The sequence below is a fragment of the Shimazuella alba genome, from assembly GCF_009831235.1.
In the GTDB taxonomy this organism is placed as follows: domain Bacteria; phylum Bacillota; class Bacilli; order Thermoactinomycetales; family Thermoactinomycetaceae; genus Shimazuella; species Shimazuella alba.
In genome coordinates this window covers 142,863-163,356 of sequence record NZ_WUUL01000010.1, presented here as the reverse complement: position 1 = coordinate 163,356, position 20,494 = coordinate 142,863, and the positions used below count along the sequence as shown (strand labels likewise).

Below are 20,494 nucleotides of genomic sequence, written 5' to 3'. Positions count from 1 at the left end.
TGAATAAGCGATCAAATTTACATCTTTCAGGATTATTCTTAATACTGAAATGATCCCTTATTTTTACAATATTATAGTGATGCATACCCTAGATTCCATCGTTTTGATCCATTTTTTGAAAGTACCCAATACGTAAATTTTTCTTCTTTGGGTACGGTGACCCCTTTCATCCTAGGTAATGCGAGAAATTTCAAAATCATCACGATAGATATATTGATGAAATACTTGCAAGAAGTCATAGATTTCACATTGGTTTTTATTTTGAAATACCTGAAAATTAGTTGAAAGGAAGAGATTAACGATGAAGTTATTGTTTTTTATCATGCCTGCTCATGGTCAGGTAAATCCGACATTGCCAGTGGCAAAAGAGCTGATCCGACGCGGTGAGCAAATTGTTTATTACACAACGAAAGAATTTGAGAAAAGAATTAAGGGAATCGGTGCGGAGGTCCGAGTCATTGATGATGAATTCGGCATTCAAATGGTTCAAGAGAGTGCGAATGTCTCTTCTGACACTGCTCTAAACCCAGAAATCTTTCTTGAGATATTTTCGAATCATGCCAGAAAAGCTCCACGTCTTATGAAAAAGGTGAAATCGGAAAGCGCTGACGGTATTGTATGCGATCCCATGTGCCTTTGGGGACGCAACCTTTCCGAAAAACTGGAGATTCCCAGAATTCTTTTTTATTCGGGCATTGTTATCACTCCTGATTCACCCATATTCCAATATTTTCCTACTCAGTTTCATGGAGAGATACCAGAAGTAGTAAAAAAGATGTTCATGGTGAAGGAAGAATTAAACATTGCGCCGATCCCTCGAGAGTTTCAGCCAGACTCCAAATACTTGGATGATACATACGAATTTATAGGTCCGACCATCATCAAGAGAGAGCAAGAGGTCGATTTCCCCATTGAACGTATTGAAAATCACCCGACGATTTACATTTCATTGGGAAGCGTGATCCATCAACCACATTTCTATCAAATTTGTATGGATGCGTTTGCCGACACGAAATGGAAAGTGGTCATGGTCTCTAGATCGATTCCCGAAAAAGCTGACATTCCGTCTAATTTTCTGGTTTATCCCTTTGTTCCCCAATTGGAGGTGCTTCAACATGCAGAGGTTTTCATCTCGCATGGAGGAATGAATTCGGTTATGGAATCGATTTGGTTTGGCGTGCCGCTCCTAATGGTTCCTCAATCCTCTGATCAACCGCTTGTTGCCGCCCGAGTGGAAGAGTTGGGTCTGGGTTTGAATTTGGATTTCAAAACACTCACAGCAGAACGATTAAAGAAAGCTGTTGAGAAACTAAATTCCGATTTTACTTTGAGAAGTAGGGTAAAAGAAATGAAGTCTGTTCTTCAAAAAAGTGGCGGAAGTAATCAAGGAGCTGACGTTGTCCAGGACTTTTTCAGAGAAAAGGGAACAGCAAAAAGACAAGACACACCGAACGATGTAATCTAGTAAAATCACGAAAGGACTGATATTTTGAGTTAAAACAACCTATTGGCCGTTTTCGTATCATCGGCATTCTTGAAATATGTCTCATCTAATCTTATTGTTCATCGCCATGCCGATAAAATATTTGATGGGTTATCCCATGGCGATGATGATCGCATGCAGGTTGCATGGATTGTTGTTTTTATTCTCTTATCTGGGGAAAATTGTCTTGTTTTAGTTTTTGTAATACCTATAAGTTTCGGAAAAAACCTTTGATGAACGTTCGAGAAAAGTGTAGAGAGTTGAAGCTCTCCCTTTTCTGTAACCAATGACACTTCTTCGAACTAACATTTTTTTCGTTCTTTTACTCCCGTTATCTCAGCTATATTTCTAATCCCTTTTTCGATCATACTCCATCACTTCTACCTCTGGTTCTAATTTTTTGATTATCTTTGTAGCTGCTACTTCGATACCATCCACTTCACCTACGTTATCTATTTCCATAATCAATGTTTTAGAAACAAAATCAACGGTCGAAAAGGTTACACCTTCAACGTCCTACTCCTTGTTCAATTTTAGCAGCACAATTCGCACAATCTAATGCTTCTCATATAAATTTCCGTTTTATCTTCTATTTTTGTACTTTCATTCGCTTCTTGTCCCTTTTTGTTAATTTTTTTCTCTAACGGCATGTCACTTGATCTTACAAATTAGAAATTGAAAAACACCGAAATATATGAACAAATGTTCATATATTTACTATCATTATATTTGTAACCTGTCAACAGATACAACCTCTCCATCATATTAAAATTGTAGATTTAAAACCAAGGTCTATAAAATTTAGACCTTCCTCATCTCCATTAGAAGGTAATTCAAAACTATTTAAGGAATCACAACTGAATTTAAAATTCATAAATCAAAAGAGCAGATTTATTGTTAGAATAGTCTGCCCTTTTGATAAGAATATGTATTTTTTTTTGGATAACCTATTCTGTTAAATCATCCACTTCATAGCCAATCCGCGCAATAGTTCGGCGTAAGTTATCTGTCATTTCACCAGTAAACCTTTTTACTTTTCCCGTAAACAACGACACTTCACAGGGAGTAACTTTTGTTGCCCTTGTCATAATTTCACTACCTAGATCGGAAAAAATAAGCCCTTGTATTACTTCTTCGGATTCAAAATGTGTTTCCATTATAAGTTCAATTCCCCTTAGTTCTTTTGAAATATCAGGACTAATATGAGAGATAAGCGTTACATCTGTACAAATAATCCCGGGCATTTTATGAATGACAGGATAAATTTCCTCAGTATAATGTTTTAGTAGAGCATCCAGATCCCCAATATTTTTAAAGACTGTAATCAATTTAACCATACTTCCATTTTCCCCTTTTACGTCAAAGATGTAAGCCCATACAATTTATTTAATTACAGATGAATTAATATTAATTTTTTGACATGATAGTTATTATAATTTATTCGGTATGTGTTGATTTTTTCATGAAAAAAAGTTAATTTTAAGAGTATCCTTCATCTGTCTCATGGTTTAATTTATCAAATTTTCGATTAAATAGGAAGACCCAGTTGCATCAAAAAACCAAATCTCCTTGACTGAGGGGGTTCTTTTTGCTTATTTGATTGCCTATTTGGCATTTATAGAATCTAGCACTAGTATTGATAAAGATTCATGGAATCGTTAATTATGCAACATCCTCAGAAAAATTATTTTTATTAATAAAACAAAAATAATGCAAATTCTGGTTCAAAAACTATTTATTTTCGGAATATTAATCTATAACGGAATATAGAGATAATAATTTTGAAATTTGGAGGGCTAGTTTGAAACATTCTATTCATAATCCTTTTCCTTGGTTTAAAAAAATGATTACTGAAGCCCTATCGTTTACGATGCGGATTTTGTACACTTTTTTGGTTCAAAAGGTACATGGCATGTTTTTCGTTATGATGATGTACAAAGCGTATTAAGCGATTATGAAAACTTTTCCGCGGAATATCTTCCTAAAGTGGAAGAAAGTCCGTTAACGGAAGCTTTGGACGCTAATGATCCACCTTATCATACGAAACTTCGCTCATTAGCGTCCAAAGCTTTTACGCCAAAAGCAATTGAAGATATGAAACCTTGGATTGAAGAGATCACCAATGAACTACTTGATCAAGTCACTGACCAAGGTGAGATGGATATCGTAAGGGATTTAGCAACTCCAGTACCCATCCAAGTTATTGCAAAAATGTTAGGAGTTCCCTATAAAGATCGAGAAAAATTTAAATATTGGTCTACTGTCTTTGTCAAACAACCCTCGGAAGTAGAAGGTGGAATCGAAGGCTATCTCCTAGTTCAGCAAGAGATGAGTCAATATTTTATAGAAATGATTGCAACACGTCAGGAGAATCCCACGAATGATCTGATCTCTCATCTCGTACAAGCAGAAATAGATGGCGGAAAATTGTCAACCAAAGAGCTATTAGCTTTTTGTATCACTTTATTAATAGCTGGAAATGAAACCACTACCAACTTGATTAGTAATTCCTTGTTTACCTTCATGGAAAATCCTAAAGTGCAAGAACATCTATACCAACATCCAAAAGATATTGCAAAAGCAATCGAGGAAGTATTGCGATATCGTTCACCTATTCTATATACCACTCGAATCGCTACCAAAGATATTCAACTAAGAGGGCAATTGATTAAAAAAGGTGACCTTGTTAATACTTGGATAGGCTCTGCCAACCGTGATGAATCCGTGTTTGAAAATCCCGATCAGTTTGATATTCATCGAACCAATTTGAGACATACCACATTTGGACATGGAGTTCATTTTTGTATAGGAGCCCCTTTGGCTCGTTTAGAGGCAAACATTGTACTGAGAATTTTGTTTGAGCGGTTCAAAGAATTTCAATTAAAGTTTGATGGACCACTAACGATGAATCAAACTGCTCTCATGTTCTCCATCAAGGAGTTACCGGTAATTTTCCAAAAAAGGTAAAAATATGACACTCCATTTAAGGAATGTACCTTGCTGCCTAGCCAACCGACGAATATTAATTAAGTAATATAGATGAAATGAACTGCACTTTCCACTGTTAGACACCCTAACAAATGAATGTGCAGTTTTTCTATTAACAACATAATTAAAAGTTACTTACTTCTATGCAGCCTTTGACCTAGAGATTGCTCGTTCCGCAGAGCAATTTGAGCTGTTCTCCAATTTTAAATAAAATATTGATAATATGAAATAACAAAGGATCTGTTTTGGATGCTTAAAATGATTACTTGAAGCAGAAAATCAGACTGAAATTTGGAGAAATTACGAGTTAGCAGATTACGTGAAATCAGAAGATTACTTCAAAAACTACGATGAAGATGGAGCATCTTCGTCACTCAACTGGAGGGAGGTATTGGCTACAGCAAAAGATAAGTCCAAGCCTACTATTGTCGAATTTCCTAATCAAACTATGGAATAAAAATCATATTCTGTTAGATTTTATTGCCATAAATCCACTAAATACATCACCTATACATAATGTTAAATTTGTATAGGTGATAATTACGTTTATTTCTCTCATGCTGCTCCACAGAACAGACAAACCACTCAACAACCATGACAATATCTGTGAATTAAAAATAGATGGAATCAGACTTATACTCTCCACTGTTGGAGGTAGAATAAATCTCTACTCTAGACACAACACACAATGTAATGCTCAATTTCCCGAACTATTAGATATCGAACTACCTCCTGATACCATTTTGGATGGTGAAATATGTGTAACTGATATCAACAAGGTAAACCTTGCTTGGTTAATCTTTCAAAAGTAAAATCTTTATCTGTTAGAGGTTCAACTTTTACAGTCTTGATATAAGAGTTTCCTTTCATACTGAAGAAATCGTGCGTTTTAGTACTTGTATTAAGGCCATTCAAAATAATTGAATTTGTTCCCTTCATCTTCAATAGTGGGTTCTAAACCCAAATTCATCAGAGCTTTATTTGCGTTGTAATGTAAGAAGACCTTTACTTCGTGGTCTAGCCCAATACTTGTATATAAATCCTCTGTGTAACGATATTCATTCTCCATTAGCACTTTTAATAGAGAATCAACCTCTTTTTTCGCCCGATCCCGTTGCCCTGAGTATCCTTGTTCTCGAAGGCTATCCTGTTTTTCTTCCCATTCGGCAAAAGACTTCTTTTCACTTTTATATTCTTTATTTTTTTCTTTGGCCTTCTTTGCCTCTTCATTATTCCACATATGAATAATAGCATGGTTTCTACATCACATCACTCCTTTATTTTGGATATACCTTTCTAATGTTTTCTAAAGTTAAGAAACTCTTTAGGTTAAAGTATGTTTTTAGATTATATCGATTCGCAACGATTTTCAGATCATCAATAGTAATCTCTTCTCCATCTTGAACAAGTTGATTGGCTAAATATAACATCCCACTACGCTGAATTATTTTAGCATTGACATGTTCTACACCTAAAATTTGTGTAATTAATCTAATTCTTCTGAAGATAACATACCTATCAGTTGGTACATTGACCTCTTCTTTATTTCTAGTGACGGCAGCTTTAACTACATATTGGTTTTCAACCAAATCATGAAAATCTCTTACATTAGATGCTGCTGTTGACATAAGTCCATTTCGTTTTACATATGTTTTTTGATCTATCGCACCACGGACAAGCTCCATTGCACGATCACTTACTTTAATCGTTCTCTCAGTGAACTTTAATGGGAAGCCTTTTTCATCAACTTTAAGACTGTTGATAAGATGCAAAGAATTGTTTTCAAAATCAACATCAGAACCTTTCAAATTGCAGATCTCTGAATGCTGGTTTCCAGAAAGCCCTTCAAATAGTAACCGGAAAATAACAGCATCTTGGTAGTTTGTACATTGATCCTCATATCGGCGTAATTGTTTTTCAGATAAAAAGACTTCCTGATCACTTACATACTTATCAAAATCACTTGACGTTAATTTACTTAGAGGGTTGTTTTTCAATATACCTTGCTGTACACACCAATTTAAGTAGCTTGATATGATACGGGCATATGATTCAATTGTATGTCGATTATTAGCTTCAAAATCATAAAGTATCTTTTCCAATTGCTCTAACGAGAATCGATTTAAATCTTTTCCTAAATCTTCTTCATATTTATGAGTAACAACAAATATCCTATTATAATTATGGGCCGTCTTTTCATTAGTAATAGTTTTTAGAAATTCATTCTTTACGTTTTCATTAAATATATAACTATTAGTTTCTTTTGTCATAGTTTTTTTCACTCCCAAATTTACCTCATCTGCATTCTACCCAAAAAAGCAAGTAATAATAGTATCTCCAGCGAATATCAAGTTATTTTTTTTCATATGTCAAGCTTAGATAGGTTAATCTTAGCATTAGAGTAAATTTTGTAGATTTATCGAGAGTGTCGAAAAGAGTTTCAGATCACTCTTTTCGATAACCTCCTTTTCATGTTTTTGTTTTCAATCACACATATGCAAACTTAATATCACTATTATGTATTTTTGTCAATTTCCCTCATTAACTCCCTTTAATTATAACGTCTTGCACATCATTGATTCTCTTTTTCGATTCCTGCATCAAAACCCCTCCTTCAAAGTAAAAGAAAGAGCAAAAGTTCAACATGCATCTTTTTTTACCTCTAGTTCAAAATCTCCATTTTCAAAAAAATGTTAACGAATTCCTTCAAATCGAGAGTAGTAGCACCCAAAATTTTGCTAAGTGAAAGGAACAGGTATAACCTCTGTGATTCCAAAAATGTTCTTTTAGTTCATTGTTTCTATTTTATCACTATATATTGCATTTGTGCAGAAAGCTTGTGGTTTATTTTATTTAAAATAATCCTTTTATTCATCTTTCTTTATACTTAAGATATCTTTTCGGGACTTGGTTACATTGTAACCAAGTCCCTTTGATTCAGTGAAAGGATCAATCGAAGATGCTTCCGAGAGCCTCCAGGCCCTTTCCTAGCGCCCTAAGGCACCACCAGATGATTCGGAAGGGCAGAAGCAAGACATCAATGCCAAAATCAAGACAGGCTTCAACTACTTCACAGAAACCGTCCCAGATTCTCCCCAAACGGCTTCGGCGCCTCACCTTTACCGGCTTAGAGTAAGTAGAAGCATGACGTCCATTCTCTCGTCTCTCCGGAACTGATTCCTTACTGAGATCCATTTCCCCTCCAAAAAAGGTTCAACAAATAGCATAATCATTTTATGCTAACCTCTATTTTACTTTACTTCGTATCTTTTTAGAATAAAAAAGAGGTTGCTCATATAAATAAATTACAAATTTGAAAAACCTGAATTCTTATAAGTTTGAGTATTATCAAAAGCAAGGCAAACCATTATTTCTTTCGTTTACAGAGTATGTCTCTCCAAGTTTCGAATGTTCCATCATTTCTCTTCATTTTAAGATTAACATACTTAGCAATATGACCACAGGGATTATTCCAAACATCACAATGCTAACTGTCCCCATTTTCATAAAAGTTCTTACCCCTTGGCTCCCCCATTGGTTGACCACTTGTTGGGCATTCCCATAAAACATCGCCAGTCGGCGTGTCTATATGCCAACCATCCCTTAGCACAATTTGAGCTCGCTTTGTCTTGTTATTCATAGACATCTCCCCATTACATAATTATTTATTACTTTTTATTTTGGTTATTAAGTGTGATTTCTTTTATTCAGCATGACGAAAGATCACCTTCTCTAACATACCAAGAATCTCCATTCTTATCACTAGTATAGTAGTGTGGCGGAGTTCCTTCTAGAAACAACTCTGTAATTGTCAGTATTGTTCTCATTTTAAATCCATGACCAGAACGATCTCCTGAAATTACGGCTTTGTCGCCAACTTTGTATTTTAGCATTTAGCACCATCTCCTTTATAAAATTTTAGTATTTTCTTAACCTAAAGAAATATATTTACCCCAATTAGATCTGCTATTTGGTGTGCTAAATTCTTTAACTTCAAATAGCAGTATAGATAAGTCCATATATCTAAGAAAAAATCACAATAGAAATGTTTCTACTAATAGGCAAATCATATATAATGTACATACCTACAAGCCTAGGGAGGCTACCGTGAGTGACTTCAGGTCCCTGCTCCAACTGACGAACGCGAGCGCCGCTACTGCGGTGTATGCGATCGATCTGTTCAAGGACAACCTCAACGAGTCGGAACTGGCTCTCAAACTCGAACGCAATATGCGGTCGACCATCTGGATGCTTGGCGATTTGGCCCGAGACTACCTGCTCCCCAAGGGGGTCGAGCAGATGAAGGTCAAGCCGGGAACTGACGCCCTTAAGTGGCCCTGGGTCGATGGATTTCGCAACGACATCAAGAAGGTAAGGGATCTATACGAACCACTCTCCCAGTTCAAGGGTCAGGCTCCGCTCTGGCCAACTATCTCGGGAACCCTCACCGTGCTCATGAAGTTCGAGAAGGACTTCAAGGACCTGGAGGAGTTGCTGGAGTGGGTGATGAAGATGCAGGAGGAAGCAGGGATGTCACCTCACTCACCTTGTGTCTGACTGAAGCGGTAGCCTGAGTGCGTGACACCCCATACGGTGGTGTCACGCGCTTCGTGCATTAGAAGAGAAAATAAGCCACATCTTTAGAAAATTAAACTTTTATCCAATGTCTACTCCACCATCAATTTGTTCTAATACCCAATTTCTCCACACTTATTTCAAATTTCCTCTAATTCTTCTTCTGACTGATAGTCCTCTTCTTCTTCAAGTGTGAATGTTTCTTTCTATTCAGCGTTTGAAATTCCTACGATTAAAGTAAATGTTACTTTTCTACCCATCTTTATCACATATTTATTAATATTCTTACAATAGAAAAACAAATAAACCGTAAGCCTTTTCATTGGGCAAGACAATCATCTGTCTCTTCTATATACTATTAAAAGTGGCAAAGTTCATATATTTGAGGTGGAGTACATTGAAAAAATGGGTATTAACTGGACTTTTACTCTTGATAGGTACTACTATGATTGCTGGCTGCGGTTTAGATGATGCCCAAATAGCTGGTGTTACCTTTATTAATAACCAATATGCCAAGAGTGATAAAACATCTGCAAAAGAACGTCTTGCAAAAATCATTTCTGTTCTTGAAGCCAAGGATAAAAATCTATACGATGAAAATGATATTTTTGAAATAACTCAATACATGACTACGGGTTTAGACAAACATTATTATGTTGCTAATGTACCAAGGAAGCATAAATCAGATACTCAACGCTCTTTCCTTATCCGCTTTCCAAAAGGAACAGCAACAAGTTTAGATTATATTGTCATCTGGGTCAGTAATAAAAAAGAAGATTCATACTTAGAAATAAACATGAAAAAAGAAGGTGATAACTGAAAACTGGCAAGCATGAGCAATGCAGATCCAAAAGATCTTGGTGATAAACTCGATTGGATAGAAGTAGATCCCACAGACTACTTAGACTAATAGTTGCATTTAAGCAAATATAGATACAAATAATCACTATTTACCTAGCTCCGTAATAATTGAAGGTACACTGTGCTGTTTAGAGGGGCTTTTATTTTCTCTTTCTTTGTGAGTTATTAAATATAATCCCGATTTTGCTCAATTAGAATTAATAAGAGAGTTTGCATCCATTTAAAATATTGATATATTCCTAATGTTCCAATTCTAATTAACTTACTTCTCTATCTTTTCTACTTGTCCTTCTAATTCTTTTATCTTAGCTTCTAATGCTCGAATTTTTTCGAGATTTTTTTCATTAATTAGTATGAGAGGTCGTGCAAGGTTATTGATTCAAAAAGCTGTGGCTTATTATGGATTGGGAGCTGTTGATGCTTCTGTTCGCTATGCACAAGGTGCTTTTCAACTGGCAAACTCCATTGGCTCTAGTAAGATAATAAGTAAAGTGAAAGATCTACACCGTAAATTGTTACAATCCCCTTGGAGAAAGGATCAGTATGTTACTGATTTAAGTGACATACTGACTGGTGAAAAATGAAAACAATCCTTCTTACTGCAAGCTCAATAGTCTTTTTGTTTATCTTAAGTTGGTTGATCTTCTACATTAAGGGTAAACAGTTTGCCTTGAGGAATCGGTTACATAAGGCCGACGCAATTGTTGTACTTGCAGGTACACGGGGCAATATCAAATTTTTAGATAGTAAAATTCAGACAGCTATCAATTTGTACCGCAACGAGTGGGCTCCTTACATCATTTGTAGTGGTAGGTTTAGTGCGAAAGTAGCCGGTTCTGGAGAACCAAATCTTATCCCTTTAGACGACCTTCAAGCTGCTGCTAGAAACGGCCGAATTCAAGAAAAAGATATTGCGAGGGCAGCTGAGACATGGGATGTAAATCTTGGCGCCAACTATTTACGAAATAAAGCTTTGGCTATGGGGATTCCTGCGGACTCCATTCTAGTGGAAGATCAATCCTTGCACACACGTGAAAACGCAGAATATGTGCTTTTGCTTGATCTGTTAAAAGAACATCATTTCACTCACATCATCTTAGTGACTTCTCCATTCCATCAACTTCGCACCTATCTTACATTTAAGAAGGTTTTTGATTTACATGATATAAAGATCACGAACTTCTCTGATACAAATGGATGGCATCCCGCCACTTGGTTTCTGTCGAGTAAAAATCGCCACATTGTTCATGGTGAAATCGAACGAATTAAATTATATAGAGCGAAAGGCGATCTTTAGCTCTATAACGAATGAAATATGAGTTGTTACCAAAGAAAAACGTATATCCGAGTTGGCAAGATAGGGTGTTGAACAACCAGAGGTTAGAGTTATACCAGCGTCACTACCTAATTTACGTTCCATTTTCCATTGGATTTTCTAGCCAACATCTAGATATGAGCTAGGCACGTTTTTGATGTTAAATAATCAATAATAAGAACTTAAATTGATTTCGACAGCAACAACTCAGAAAAGGCTCGTCACAGAGTCTTTCTTCTATTACTACCAATAAAGAAGATTAAAAGCATTTGGAACTTTTTTTATCTAATTGTAATAGACATGATTACTAGCAATAGAAAATCATTAAATATTAGCTATATTCTAGCAATGATTAATAAAAGACATTAAATTGAAAATATGTATATGTATTTTAATATCTGGACTCTTATTCGGAACAACGAGCCCATCACTAAGGAGATTTAAAATGAATAAAGAGCTCTATTTTACCTACCAGTGGAAATATGAAAAAGAGGATCTAAAATTTTGTCCACGCTGCGGACACCAATTCTCTCTAGAAGACATACATATTCCCAACCAACCTCAGCTTATTTGTCATCAGTGTCAATTTATATTTTACTTAGATCCAAAATTGGCAGTTGTAGCGATTGTTCTGAATAGAAAAAAAGACAAAGTACTTCTGCTTCAGAGAGACGAAGAACCTGGGAAAGGATTATGGGCATTTCCAGGAGGACATGTAGAACGTGGAGATGATCTTTTTGAAACAATAAAAAAGGAAGTGAAGGAAGAAACAGGTCTTTCTGTAGAGGTAAATGAGATTGTTGATACATTCTCTTCTCCTAAAGATGGACTAATCCAATTAACCTACGAAACAATTGCTGATAATGAAGAAGTAGTTGTTAACATTGAAAGTGCACGAGGTTGTTTTTTCTATTTTAATGAAATTCCTTGGAATAACCTTGCTTTCTCTTCCACTGAAAAACTATTACGTCTGTATATAGATCCAAGTTAAAGTGCTAACATAAAGCCTAGAGGGACACTGGTATGGCTCTGACTTGACTTTGATCTGAACCCAAAAAATTAGACACGAAATTTAATCCCCTTGTTGAGCATGAGTTCGATTAGAATCGGACTCATACCTTTTCCTTTTATTTTCATTCGTTTGTGATTGTAACAATGAATATAACGGTCTAATTCTCGGTTGAAATGCTTCATGCTCTCGATACCTATCCGCCCAACGTCTTACATACAAGGATCTGACTGATGCTTTTGAGCGGCATCCTTATACGATTCTACGCAATCCAAATAGGCTTGCACTGCTTCTAATTTCGTCTCTAGTGAGTACTTCGTCATAAAAAACACCTCCAATGTAGTACATCTGGGCGAAGTACATATTTCTGATCAGGTCATGTTGTAATTTAATATTGCAAAGGAAGGATTTCCTCTCCTTCAAAAAATATTTTCGTTTTATCTTCTGTAAAACCAACTTCATACAGACTTGCCCAATGAATATCTGGTCCATCCCATAAATACTTTAAATTTCCTCCTCGGAGATAGTTAATCAGCACCTTAATTGTAATGGAATGGGATACGAGTAAAATGTTTTGTCCAGCATGCTGTTTTAAAATTTGATCAATAAAAGATGCTAATCTCTTCTGCATATCATGAAAGGTTTCTCCTTTAGTTTCCTTTGCTTCAAAACGTTCTGGGTGTTCATTCATGAGTAGTAATTCTTCAGGGAATAAATCCTGAATTTCACTCCATTTCCTCCCTTCCCAAGTTGCAAAATCCATCTCCATAAGGTGATCTGATTTATTCACTTCGATTGCTCGATCTTTTTTCAAATGAAGTGCAGTAGAAAATGCACGGTTACTTGAACTAGAATAAATGGAATCAAAGGAGATATTCTGCAAACGTTGTGCTAATTGCTTAGCCTGTTCCACACCAGCATCTGTCAACGGAGAGTCTAGTCTCCCTTGTAAACGTCCTTCTATATTCCATTCTGTTTGTCCATGTCTTACTATATAAATGGTGGTATCCACACCAAAATCAAACCTTTCATGAATGGATAATCCATTTTTTTAGCGAAAATAAAATTGTTAGGTACAAATAACTATTATAGCAGGAAAGGGAAATCTTACATGGATTTCCCCTTTATTCTTTTATTCATTCGAATATATCTTATTTAAAGCTTTTTGTAATAACCTGAGATCATAACCACTCTTAGTAAACAACAGACAATTAGCTCTAGCTTCCATAGCCCAAGTTATTTTATCATGTATTTCTTCTTACTATAAAAGAAAACAAGCTAACTTGTTATCGCACCAAATTAGCTTGTTACTTTTCTATTTGTATTTCATTATTTGCATCCGGTCGAGCATTGCTCGACCGGGAACCTCACTCACTGGAGCAGACTCCATAAAGTAAAAGATCACTCAGCTGCCAGACGAGTTCTATAACTGTTGAGGTGCTGAGACCAGAGAGTTTCGTCATCGAACACATTCGTGATGTACCAGATGTAGGCATTCACGAACTCCTTGATCCCAACATTCCAACTGTTGTACCTCAACCACAGGGTCTGATACATGTCATCGAGCTTATCCAGCTCTTCCTCTGACTGCTCATCGAGCAACTCGTTCACTGCTTTCTGAACATAGGTCCGAACCCTACCTCGCTCACCATTGAGAGCGTTCTGGACAGCCGACATGAAGGTTTGCTTCAGCGTGGTCATAATGACCATCTTCCTTCCTAATTACAGGGTTGTGGGTTCCGTATCTACAGTATACAAAAATCAAAATATACATTCTAGTTTATTATGAACTTCTACTGACTTACTCTCTTCTTTGAATCCGAAAAGCAAATTCACAGCTTGCCCAATAGATATTGGAATTTGCAACTGCTTCATAGCTTAATCAAAGTTTAAAGCTCGTACATCAAACACTTTCTTTCCTAGCGTTCGATCTGAAACGATCACATCATATATTCTAGCGGTTATCTCTTCTGCTAACTCTTTTTCTGTGATGGATTCTAAATCATGCACCATGACTAAAAATAAAAGATGAAATCATGAAGGGCTGTATGTCCTCCTTTCAACTCTGGTTGATGAGAAGCAGGCAGTATCATAGGACAGGGATTTTCCTACTTCCATTTGATCGCCATATACTTGAAGCGACAGGAGATACATCTGATCTTGAGTCTTGTAACTTTTGTAAAATAGCTTCTTTTATTTCATTGCGTATCTCTGCTAATTTACGGGTGTCAATAGCGTAACTCATGTTAACCCAACTTTCGCCAATGCTATTTCTACAAATTCCACTTTTCTTTGTTCCATTTTTGAAATGGCTTTTTTTACATATTTTCTCCCTTTTATCCCTCTCACGCTCATGGCATGTACCGTCTTTCCACCTACTCGAAATACCAGTGGTGCTCTTGGTGATTTCACTGCTTTAGCAAAGATGGTTTTTCCATCGATTTCAAAAACAAGAACATCATCGGGACGCTTTGGAGTAATGGTGTTCCCTTACTTCTTAGATTGGATGGGTTTCCCTGAAAGACCATAAATCCCGGTTCTATCGTTGGCATAACGAGCATACAGCAGTATATACCTTATAGCTCAAAGCTCCCTGTTGCTTTCATGTTCCATAAACTAAAATAATCTTCCATGATCCACTAGGCTGTTCTCTCGAATATTGCCTGTCAACTCAATTTCTGTCAGTCGAACCGCTTGTTTGACTGCTTCGGCAGCCTTTCTTGCAATCTCCCCGAAGCTCATCCTCATCCACTCGTAAACTATTAGTATACAAGGATTCTAACTTCTCTATTTCTTCCACCTTATGTTGTGGTAACAACTCAGCATGTACTTTCAACTTCCCTTCCTAGACACAAAAAATTACGTTACTAATATCGATAGAAATAATAAACACATCTAACAAAAAAGTTTTATAACGGATTTGACGGATGTCGTTCCATTGTTACTACCCTCTTTCATTCAACTAATGATGCATATTTCAATGGCAACAGTAATTTTGACAAATATATAAGCATATGCTTATATATTTGTGAGGTGATGTACTATGTTGAATTGGGAGCAGTTAGCAGAATGTCTTAAAATCCTTGGGGATAAGACTCGTTTACACATCCTCTCTTTATTAAAAGAAGATGAGTTGTGTGTCTGTGAACTTGTGGAGATTCTCCAGATTAGTCAACCTGCTGTTTCTCAGCACATGAGAAAATTAAAAACAGCAAAGTTGGTAAAAGAGCGTCGAAACGGACAATGGGTCTTTTATTCCTTGGATGGGAGCAACTATCCCTTTTTTGAATCGATCTTAGAGACACTCCCAGACATGCAGAAAGAAATCGAGGAACTAAAGAAAAAGGGACTTCGGGTTCTTTGTAACTAAACTGAATTATCGCCTCTATTCATCTATTGTGATGGAAAGGTTGTGATTTGATGAGTGGAGTGATGAGAAGACTTTCTTTCTTAGATCGCTATTTAACACTCTGGATTTTTCTTGCGATGGGGATTGGAATTGGAGCAGGTTCTCTTTTTCCGAGCATGGTAAAAAGTCTAACTCAATATCAAGCTGGGACTACTTCTATCCCTATAGCTATTGGTTTGATTTTGATGATGTATCCTCCTCTAGCAAAAGTACGCTATGAAGAACTGAGTCAAGTTTTTCGCAACGTGAAAATTCTTAGTTTATCGCTTGTCCAAAATTGGGTAATTGGTCCGATTCTCATGTTTGCCCTAGCTCTTATCTTTTTGCGAGATAAACCTGAATATATGGTAGGTTTGGTTTTGATTGGCTTAGCACGATGTATTGCAATGGTCATTGTTTGGAATGAATTAGCAAATGGTAATCGAGAATATGCAGCAGGACTAGTTGCCTTTAACTCCGTGTTTCAAATTCTCTTTTATTCTGTTTATGCTTATTTGTTTCTTACGATTTTCCCAACTTGGCTTGGACTTAAGGGGCAAGTTGTAAATATCACGATGGGGCAAGTAGCGGAAAGTGTATTGATTTACCTTGGTATTCCCTTCGTTGCTGGAATGATCACTCGATTTAGTCTCGTAAAAGCAAAGGGTCGAGATTGGTATGAAAAAAGTTTTATTCCCATGATCAGTCCCATTACCTTGATCGCTCTCCTCTTTACTATCTTTGTCATGTTCTCCCTCAAAGGAGATCAAATTGTACAGTTACCTTTCGATGTACTCCAAATTGCTGTACCCCTATTGATTTATTTTGTCATCATGTTCTTTATCTCTTTTTATATGGGCAAAAAGGCTGGAGCGGATTATTCTCAAACCGTTTCTCTTTCCTTTACAGCAGCAAGCAACAACTTTGAATTGGCGATTGCAGTTGCCATTGGAGTATTCGGAATTAACTCTGGGGCTGCCTTTGCAGCAGTTATCGGTCCATTGGTAGAAGTGCCCGTACTTATTGGTTTAGTAAATATTGCATTTTGGTTTCAAAAGAAATACTTTCAAGCAAAACCAAGGAGGGTCATCGATGAGTAAAAAGAAAATTATTTACTTTCTTTGCACGGGAAACTCTTGCAGAAGTCAGATCGCAGAAGGATTCGGAAAGAAATATTTAGGAGATAACTTTGAAGTATACAGTGCAGGAATCGAAGCACATGGACTGAATCCAAAAGCAGTGAAAGTCATGGCTGAAAAAGGCATTGATATTTCCCATCAAACTTCGGATATCATTAATCCAGAGCTATTGAATAAAGCGGATTACGTCATCACACTCTGTGGGGATGCTAATGATAAATGCCCGATGACTCCCCCACATATACAACGGGATCATTGGGGATTTGATGATCCAGCAAGAGCACAAGGAACAGAAGAAGAAAAGTGGGAAGTCTTCGAACGAGTACGAGATGAAATCGAAGCTCGTATTCAACAGTTTGCGACTATGAATCCATAAGAAAAAGTCACTTCTGTTTAGGAAGTGACTTTTTTACTACCTAATTAATCATTAGGATGATATACACCACGTGGATTCCTGTACAAGAGCAAAAAACTTTTGAAATCTAAGAAAAGAAAGCAGATTTCTTATTTGATTTGATCCGTCGGAGAGTATGTCGATCCTGATATAATATTTCTTATTTTATCTTTACAGCCTGTTCCATTTCATAAAAACTGTGCATAGCGTTCATCTTATGACTATTCTATTTAACTACAGCTAACATCATTTAAGCTCTTTTAAAGTAAAGTGGTACTGCTCCTAGATTTCTATGAAGAATATGGCCTAGAAATTCTTTTGCGCTCGCATCAATTTGGGAATCGGTAGCACGAACAGTTCCATGAAATTTAAACGTCTGCAGCATTTTCATTCCTGTTAAATTGGCCATTGCTTGCAGAGGAAGCGTTAATTCCTCTGTTGTATAATTACTGTATCCACCCACTTGATACGATTCCTCAGGACCTCCTATGGAAATGGCTAGAACAAATTCTTTTCCTACTAACTTTGTCCCATATGGTCTCCCATATGCCCATCCATAGGTTAAAACAACATCTTGCCATTCCTTAAGCAAAGCAGGTGTACTATACCAATAAAAAGGAAATTGAAAAACAAGACGATCATGTTGAAGGAGAAGTTCTTGTTCTTTTTGTACATCAATTTTTCCAGTTGGATATGTTGCATACAATTCATGTACTGTTACTTGATTTTGACCCTGTAATTCTCGCAACCACCTCTTATTTACGCGGGATATTGCTATATTAGGATGCGCTACAATGACTAATGTTTTCATATCCATTCCACTTTCCTTCCTAAAACTTCACGATTGGCAACAAGAAGAAATGTTGTTGGAAGCTTGTTCATCTATAGATGACCCTGCATCATTCTCCTCCACGTTTTCATGTACCGTAAACACTTCCCAACGATGACCATCAGGACTGGTGACCCAAATTTTATCTTGCCTGGCATAACAACAGTTGGTATTCATTTCATCAAAAGTCGCTAAGTTTGCTTGTTGTAATCTTTCTTTGACCTTTAAAACATCTTCTGTAGAGGATACTTGAATACCTAAGTGATTCAAACCTCCTGAAATTTCACCGCCTTCATTTAACGTGAAGTTGAGCGCAGGTTGTTCCAAATCAAACTTTGCATAACCGGTTTTCACTTTCACAGGTTCCATACCAAATAGATTGGTATAGAATGGTACGGACTGATCCAAACTCTTACGTTTACAGCAACATGTGGTTTTAATATCATAGGAAAAACACTCCTTTATTAATTTCAATTGAATTTAGTTGAAAAATTCAAGTATTTAATAGAAAAAGGTTATTCTCCAATTGGATTACAACACTTCTTCGATTTAGCCATGTTTGCATTTAATAGCTTAATCGAGCGGAGAACCATCTCTCTCTCTTCTACACTCATATAACCGAAAACTTCTTCCAAATACTGATTCATTTCTTGATCAATCATGGTCGCAATAAAAGTACCTTCTGTCGTTAGGGAAAGAATACTTACTCTTCGATCATCTGGAGAAGGTGTCTTTTTCACTAGTTTCATTTTCACGAGAGATTGGATTTGTTTGCTAAAGGTAGTAATATCGATACCTAATGTCTGTGCTATTTGTTGCATCGATGGTTGGTGTTGACGGTCAATCTCGTAAAGGATATGGCTTTGTACAAGAGAAAGGTCTGTATCTCCTACACTACAACAATTTCTATCTAAAAAACCAAAACGACGAGTCATGATTTGAATTAATTCACGCACATTTTCCACTCGATCACCACCTTTAAATGTATATTTTCTAGGTATTTACTTGAATAATTCAAGTAATTTATTTGTTTCTATCCTATATCTTAACTTCTTATGCGTCAATAACTTTTTTAAAAATTTTATTCTATCTTAGCTCTCTATAAGAGACTTGGCCTTTTGGATCACATATTTTGCATCATTTCCTACACCGCGAAGCGTAGCAGAAGCAAACGACCTTTGCCTATTTAGTCCAACAAAATACAGACCTTCCACATGAGTACTCACTCCATTTTGTTGCATTGGATTACCTTGGGTGTCCAATGCTTTTGGAAGCGATTCTAAATATGCAACATTCGGACGATATCCTGTACCAAAAATAACAGCGTCTATCTTTTCTACTGTGCCATCCTTCCACACCACGCCTTCTTCTGTGAATTTCACAAACATCTCTCTTCTATCTGGTTTCCCATTGTGGATCGCTTCTTGATACATTCCCGTATCGAGTACCGAAACTTTGGTTGCCAATCCTTTTGTCAGTGAGAAACGATCTAAGCCAGATACCGTTAACCAAAAGTGCACGTCTCTTCCCAAAATTCGCTGTGGACTAAAAGAGATGGGTTTTCGAGTAGCAAGGGATACCTGTGCAACTTGTGCCAGTTCATATGCAATCTGAACTGCTGAGTTCCCACCTCCAACCACCACCACTCGTTGATTTTGGAATTCGTCTACCTTTCGATAGTGGCAGGAATGTATTACACTTCCTATATATTGTTCTTTCCCTGAAATGTTCGGTATAAATGGATGAGAAAAAGCTCCCGTTGCTGCAATTACTGTCTTAGCTAGAAATTGATCTCCTGATTCTGTTTCAACTTGAAATACATAGTTCTTTTTTTGAACCCTTATCACTTTTTCTCCTGTCCGAATAGGAAAATGAAAATGTTTCGCATAATCAGTTAAATAAGTTACCACTTCTTCCTTCGAAGGATATCGATCAGGATCATCCGGAAAGACATACTCTGGAAGAGAAGAATACCTAGCAGGTGAAAACAACGTCAAACTGTCGTAGTAGTTCGGCCAAGATCCTGCTGTTTGGTCACTAGCTTCGAGAACCACATATTCTGCATTTCCCCTTTGTAAATGATAGGCGGAAGCAAGTCCAGCTTGACCAGCGCCGATCACAATCGAATCTAATATTTTTCCCATTCAAATAACCCTTCCTTATATCGGTTTTAAACCGATATGTTTTCCAAAAAAGAAGAACATATCAAGTAAGTCTTTGTTCATTTGCAACAATCTGAAATGATAGAAGTAAAACGTTGTAAGAGTTTCATCACATTCGATTTGTTAGGAAAATAGTATACTTCTTTTCCTTTTTTTCGTGAGAGCAATATCCCCGCTCTTTTTAAAATCGCTAATTGTTCGGAAGCAGTTGATTGACCAATTCCAATTCGTTCTGCCACTTCATTTACGGTGATTTCTCCCTTCTCTAAAAATAAAAACATCATCTCTTGTCTTTTTTCACTGGCTAATGCCTTAAGAAAAAGATGAATTTCTTCGTCTAACAATGAAATC

25 protein-coding genes are annotated in these 20,494 nt (G+C 36.6%); 11 read left to right on the top strand and 14 right to left on the bottom strand.

Going from position 1 to position 20,494, the window contains the following annotated elements:
• The first annotated feature begins 301 nt into the window (after positions 1-301).
• The gene (locus GSM42_RS15020; RefSeq protein WP_160802353.1) at positions 302-1,465 is read left to right on the top strand and encodes a nucleotide disphospho-sugar-binding domain-containing protein; all 1,164 of its coding nucleotides are present in this window, start codon (positions 302-304) and stop codon (positions 1,463-1,465) included.
• 965 nt (positions 1,466-2,430) lie between these two features.
• On the opposite strand, the gene GSM42_RS15015 is transcribed toward GSM42_RS15020, so the two are convergent.
• A complete protein-coding gene (locus tag GSM42_RS15015) occupies positions 2,431-2,820 on the bottom strand; it encodes a hypothetical protein (RefSeq protein ID WP_160802352.1) in 390 nt (129 codons plus the stop codon).
• A 523-nt stretch (positions 2,821-3,343) separates the two neighbouring features.
• Between GSM42_RS15015 and GSM42_RS21205 the strand changes: the two genes are divergently transcribed.
• Both GSM42_RS21205 and GSM42_RS21415 read left to right on the top strand, forming a co-directional pair.
• On the top strand, positions 3,344-4,450 hold the full coding sequence (locus GSM42_RS21205; RefSeq protein WP_338055313.1) for a cytochrome P450: 1,107 nt from the start codon (positions 3,344-3,346) through the stop codon (positions 4,448-4,450).
• Positions 4,451-5,028: 578 nt separating this feature from the next.
• Positions 5,029-5,283, top strand: a complete 255-nt coding sequence (locus GSM42_RS21415; protein WP_420821006.1) for an ATP-dependent DNA ligase — start codon at positions 5,029-5,031, stop codon at positions 5,281-5,283.
• Between the two features lie 89 nt (positions 5,284-5,372).
• On the opposite strand, the gene GSM42_RS15000 is transcribed toward GSM42_RS21415, so the two are convergent.
• The 3 genes from GSM42_RS15000 to GSM42_RS14990 form a co-directional block, all read right to left on the bottom strand.
• Entirely contained in the window at positions 5,373-5,711 is a 339-nt protein-coding gene (locus tag GSM42_RS15000) for a ribonucleotide-diphosphate reductase subunit beta (protein WP_420821005.1), read from the bottom strand.
• Positions 5,712-5,748: 37 nt separating this feature from the next.
• A complete protein-coding gene (locus GSM42_RS14995) occupies positions 5,749-6,741 on the bottom strand; it encodes a site-specific integrase (protein ID WP_160802349.1) in 993 nt (330 codons plus the stop codon).
• 1,217 nt (positions 6,742-7,958) lie between these two features.
• Positions 7,959-8,111 carry a hypothetical protein gene (locus tag GSM42_RS14990; protein WP_160802348.1) on the bottom strand — a complete coding sequence of 51 codons (153 nt, stop codon included), beginning with the start codon at positions 8,109-8,111 and terminating at the stop codon, positions 7,959-7,961.
• A 467-nt stretch (positions 8,112-8,578) separates the two neighbouring features.
• Here GSM42_RS14990 and GSM42_RS14985 point away from each other — a divergent pair, with 467 nt between their 5' ends.
• From GSM42_RS14985 to GSM42_RS14965, 5 genes are all read left to right on the top strand, one after another.
• Positions 8,579-9,028 carry a hypothetical protein gene (locus tag GSM42_RS14985; RefSeq protein ID WP_160802347.1) on the top strand — a complete coding sequence of 150 codons (450 nt, stop codon included), beginning with the start codon at positions 8,579-8,581 and terminating at the stop codon, positions 9,026-9,028.
• Positions 9,029-9,443: 415 nt separating this feature from the next.
• Positions 9,444-9,866 (top strand): hypothetical protein, encoded by a 423-nt coding sequence (locus GSM42_RS14980; RefSeq protein WP_160802346.1) that lies wholly within the window; start codon positions 9,444-9,446, stop codon positions 9,864-9,866.
• A gap of 415 nt (positions 9,867-10,281) precedes the next feature.
• Entirely contained in the window at positions 10,282-10,491 is a 210-nt protein-coding gene (locus GSM42_RS14975; protein ID WP_160802345.1) for a hypothetical protein, read from the top strand.
• Positions 10,488-11,204: a YdcF family protein gene (locus GSM42_RS14970; RefSeq protein WP_160802344.1), complete on the top strand. Its 717-nt coding sequence runs from the start codon at positions 10,488-10,490 to the stop codon at positions 11,202-11,204. Before GSM42_RS14975 ends, GSM42_RS14970 begins: the two co-directional genes overlap by 4 nt.
• A gap of 463 nt (positions 11,205-11,667) precedes the next feature.
• Positions 11,668-12,213, top strand: a complete 546-nt coding sequence (locus GSM42_RS14965; RefSeq protein ID WP_160802343.1) for an NUDIX hydrolase — start codon at positions 11,668-11,670, stop codon at positions 12,211-12,213.
• A gap of 68 nt (positions 12,214-12,281) precedes the next feature.
• On the opposite strand, the gene GSM42_RS14960 is transcribed toward GSM42_RS14965, so the two are convergent.
• The 5 genes from GSM42_RS14960 to GSM42_RS21040 form a co-directional block, all read right to left on the bottom strand.
• Positions 12,282-12,416, bottom strand: a complete 135-nt coding sequence (locus tag GSM42_RS14960; protein WP_160802342.1) for an IS3 family transposase — start codon at positions 12,414-12,416, stop codon at positions 12,282-12,284.
• Between the two features lie 203 nt (positions 12,417-12,619).
• Positions 12,620-13,243 (bottom strand): histidine phosphatase family protein, encoded by a 624-nt coding sequence (locus GSM42_RS14950; protein ID WP_160802340.1) that lies wholly within the window; start codon positions 13,241-13,243, stop codon positions 12,620-12,622.
• A gap of 389 nt (positions 13,244-13,632) precedes the next feature.
• Complete coding sequence (locus tag GSM42_RS14945; protein ID WP_160802339.1) at positions 13,633-13,932, bottom strand: hypothetical protein; 300 nt, start codon at positions 13,930-13,932, stop codon at positions 13,633-13,635.
• A gap of 388 nt (positions 13,933-14,320) precedes the next feature.
• Complete coding sequence (locus GSM42_RS14940) at positions 14,321-14,476, bottom strand: hypothetical protein (RefSeq protein ID WP_160802338.1); 156 nt, start codon at positions 14,474-14,476, stop codon at positions 14,321-14,323.
• 371 nt (positions 14,477-14,847) lie between these two features.
• Complete coding sequence (locus tag GSM42_RS21040) at positions 14,848-14,973, bottom strand: hypothetical protein (protein WP_275402157.1); 126 nt, start codon at positions 14,971-14,973, stop codon at positions 14,848-14,850.
• Between the two features lie 301 nt (positions 14,974-15,274).
• Here GSM42_RS21040 and GSM42_RS14935 point away from each other — a divergent pair, with 301 nt between their 5' ends.
• The 3 genes from GSM42_RS14935 (at position 15,275) to arsC (ending at position 17,134) form a co-directional block, all read left to right on the top strand.
• Entirely contained in the window at positions 15,275-15,601 is a 327-nt protein-coding gene (locus tag GSM42_RS14935) for an ArsR/SmtB family transcription factor (RefSeq protein ID WP_160802337.1), read from the top strand.
• Positions 15,602-15,663: 62 nt separating this feature from the next.
• A complete protein-coding gene (gene arsB, locus GSM42_RS14930; protein WP_160802360.1) occupies positions 15,664-16,719 on the top strand; it encodes an ACR3 family arsenite efflux transporter in 1,056 nt (351 codons plus the stop codon).
• The gene (gene arsC, locus GSM42_RS14925) at positions 16,712-17,134 is read left to right on the top strand and encodes an arsenate reductase (thioredoxin) (RefSeq protein ID WP_160802336.1); all 423 of its coding nucleotides are present in this window, start codon (positions 16,712-16,714) and stop codon (positions 17,132-17,134) included. Before arsB ends, arsC begins: the two co-directional genes overlap by 8 nt.
• Before the next feature lie 268 nt (positions 17,135-17,402).
• Here arsC and GSM42_RS14920 read toward each other — a convergent pair whose 3' ends face one another.
• The 5 genes from GSM42_RS14920 to GSM42_RS14900 all read right to left on the bottom strand — a co-directional run bounded on the left by GSM42_RS14920 (position 17,403) and on the right by GSM42_RS14900 (position 20,487).
• On the bottom strand, positions 17,403-17,963 hold the full coding sequence (locus GSM42_RS14920) for an NAD(P)H-dependent oxidoreductase (RefSeq protein WP_160802359.1): 561 nt from the start codon (positions 17,961-17,963) through the stop codon (positions 17,403-17,405).
• Positions 17,964-17,990: 27 nt separating this feature from the next.
• Complete coding sequence (locus GSM42_RS14915; RefSeq protein ID WP_237446629.1) at positions 17,991-18,389, bottom strand: ArsI/CadI family heavy metal resistance metalloenzyme; 399 nt, start codon at positions 18,387-18,389, stop codon at positions 17,991-17,993.
• Between the two features lie 107 nt (positions 18,390-18,496).
• Positions 18,497-18,946 carry a MarR family transcriptional regulator gene (locus GSM42_RS14910; RefSeq protein WP_160802335.1) on the bottom strand — a complete coding sequence of 150 codons (450 nt, stop codon included), beginning with the start codon at positions 18,944-18,946 and terminating at the stop codon, positions 18,497-18,499.
• Positions 18,947-19,072: 126 nt separating this feature from the next.
• Positions 19,073-20,125, bottom strand: coding sequence for a flavin-containing monooxygenase (locus GSM42_RS14905; RefSeq protein ID WP_160802334.1), 1,053 nt, complete (start codon positions 20,123-20,125; stop codon positions 19,073-19,075).
• A 77-nt stretch (positions 20,126-20,202) separates the two neighbouring features.
• A complete protein-coding gene (locus GSM42_RS14900) occupies positions 20,203-20,487 on the bottom strand; it encodes an ArsR/SmtB family transcription factor (RefSeq protein WP_202404942.1) in 285 nt (94 codons plus the stop codon).
• Positions 20,488-20,494 lie beyond the last annotated feature (7 nt).

What these genes read in the sequence shown, in the direction of transcription:
- GSM42_RS14965 (WP_160802343.1), top strand. Translation starts at nt 11,668, where the DNA reads ATGAATAAAGAGCTCTATTTTACCTACCAGTGGAAATATGAAAAAGAG.
- GSM42_RS14960 (WP_160802342.1), bottom strand. Translation starts at nt 12,416, where the DNA reads ATGAAGCATTTCAACCGAGAATTAGACCGTTATATTCATTGTTACAAT.
- GSM42_RS21040 (WP_275402157.1), bottom strand. Translation starts at nt 14,973, where the DNA reads ATGAGCTTCGGGGAGATTGCAAGAAAGGCTGCCGAAGCAGTCAAACAA.
- GSM42_RS14940 (WP_160802338.1), bottom strand. Translation starts at nt 14,476, where the DNA reads ATGAGTTACGCTATTGACACCCGTAAATTAGCAGAGATACGCAATGAA.
- GSM42_RS14995 (WP_160802349.1), bottom strand. Translation starts at nt 6,741, where the DNA reads ATGACAAAAGAAACTAATAGTTATATATTTAATGAAAACGTAAAGAAT.
- GSM42_RS14905 (WP_160802334.1), bottom strand. Translation starts at nt 20,125, where the DNA reads ATGGGAAAAATATTAGATTCGATTGTGATCGGCGCTGGTCAAGCTGGA.
- arsC (WP_160802336.1), top strand. Translation starts at nt 16,712, where the DNA reads ATGAGTAAAAAGAAAATTATTTACTTTCTTTGCACGGGAAACTCTTGC.
- GSM42_RS14935 (WP_160802337.1), top strand. Translation starts at nt 15,275, where the DNA reads ATGTTGAATTGGGAGCAGTTAGCAGAATGTCTTAAAATCCTTGGGGAT.
- GSM42_RS21415 (WP_420821006.1), top strand. Translation starts at nt 5,029, where the DNA reads ATGCTGCTCCACAGAACAGACAAACCACTCAACAACCATGACAATATC.
- GSM42_RS15020 (WP_160802353.1), top strand. Translation starts at nt 302, where the DNA reads ATGAAGTTATTGTTTTTTATCATGCCTGCTCATGGTCAGGTAAATCCG.
- GSM42_RS14945 (WP_160802339.1), bottom strand. Translation starts at nt 13,932, where the DNA reads ATGACCACGCTGAAGCAAACCTTCATGTCGGCTGTCCAGAACGCTCTC.
- GSM42_RS14990 (WP_160802348.1), bottom strand. Translation starts at nt 8,111, where the DNA reads ATGAATAACAAGACAAAGCGAGCTCAAATTGTGCTAAGGGATGGTTGG.
- GSM42_RS14920 (WP_160802359.1), bottom strand. Translation starts at nt 17,963, where the DNA reads ATGAAAACATTAGTCATTGTAGCGCATCCTAATATAGCAATATCCCGC.
- GSM42_RS15015 (WP_160802352.1), bottom strand. Translation starts at nt 2,820, where the DNA reads ATGGTTAAATTGATTACAGTCTTTAAAAATATTGGGGATCTGGATGCT.
- GSM42_RS14970 (WP_160802344.1), top strand. Translation starts at nt 10,488, where the DNA reads ATGAAAACAATCCTTCTTACTGCAAGCTCAATAGTCTTTTTGTTTATC.
- arsB (WP_160802360.1), top strand. Translation starts at nt 15,664, where the DNA reads ATGAGAAGACTTTCTTTCTTAGATCGCTATTTAACACTCTGGATTTTT.
- GSM42_RS15000 (WP_420821005.1), bottom strand. Translation starts at nt 5,711, where the DNA reads ATGTGGAATAATGAAGAGGCAAAGAAGGCCAAAGAAAAAAATAAAGAA.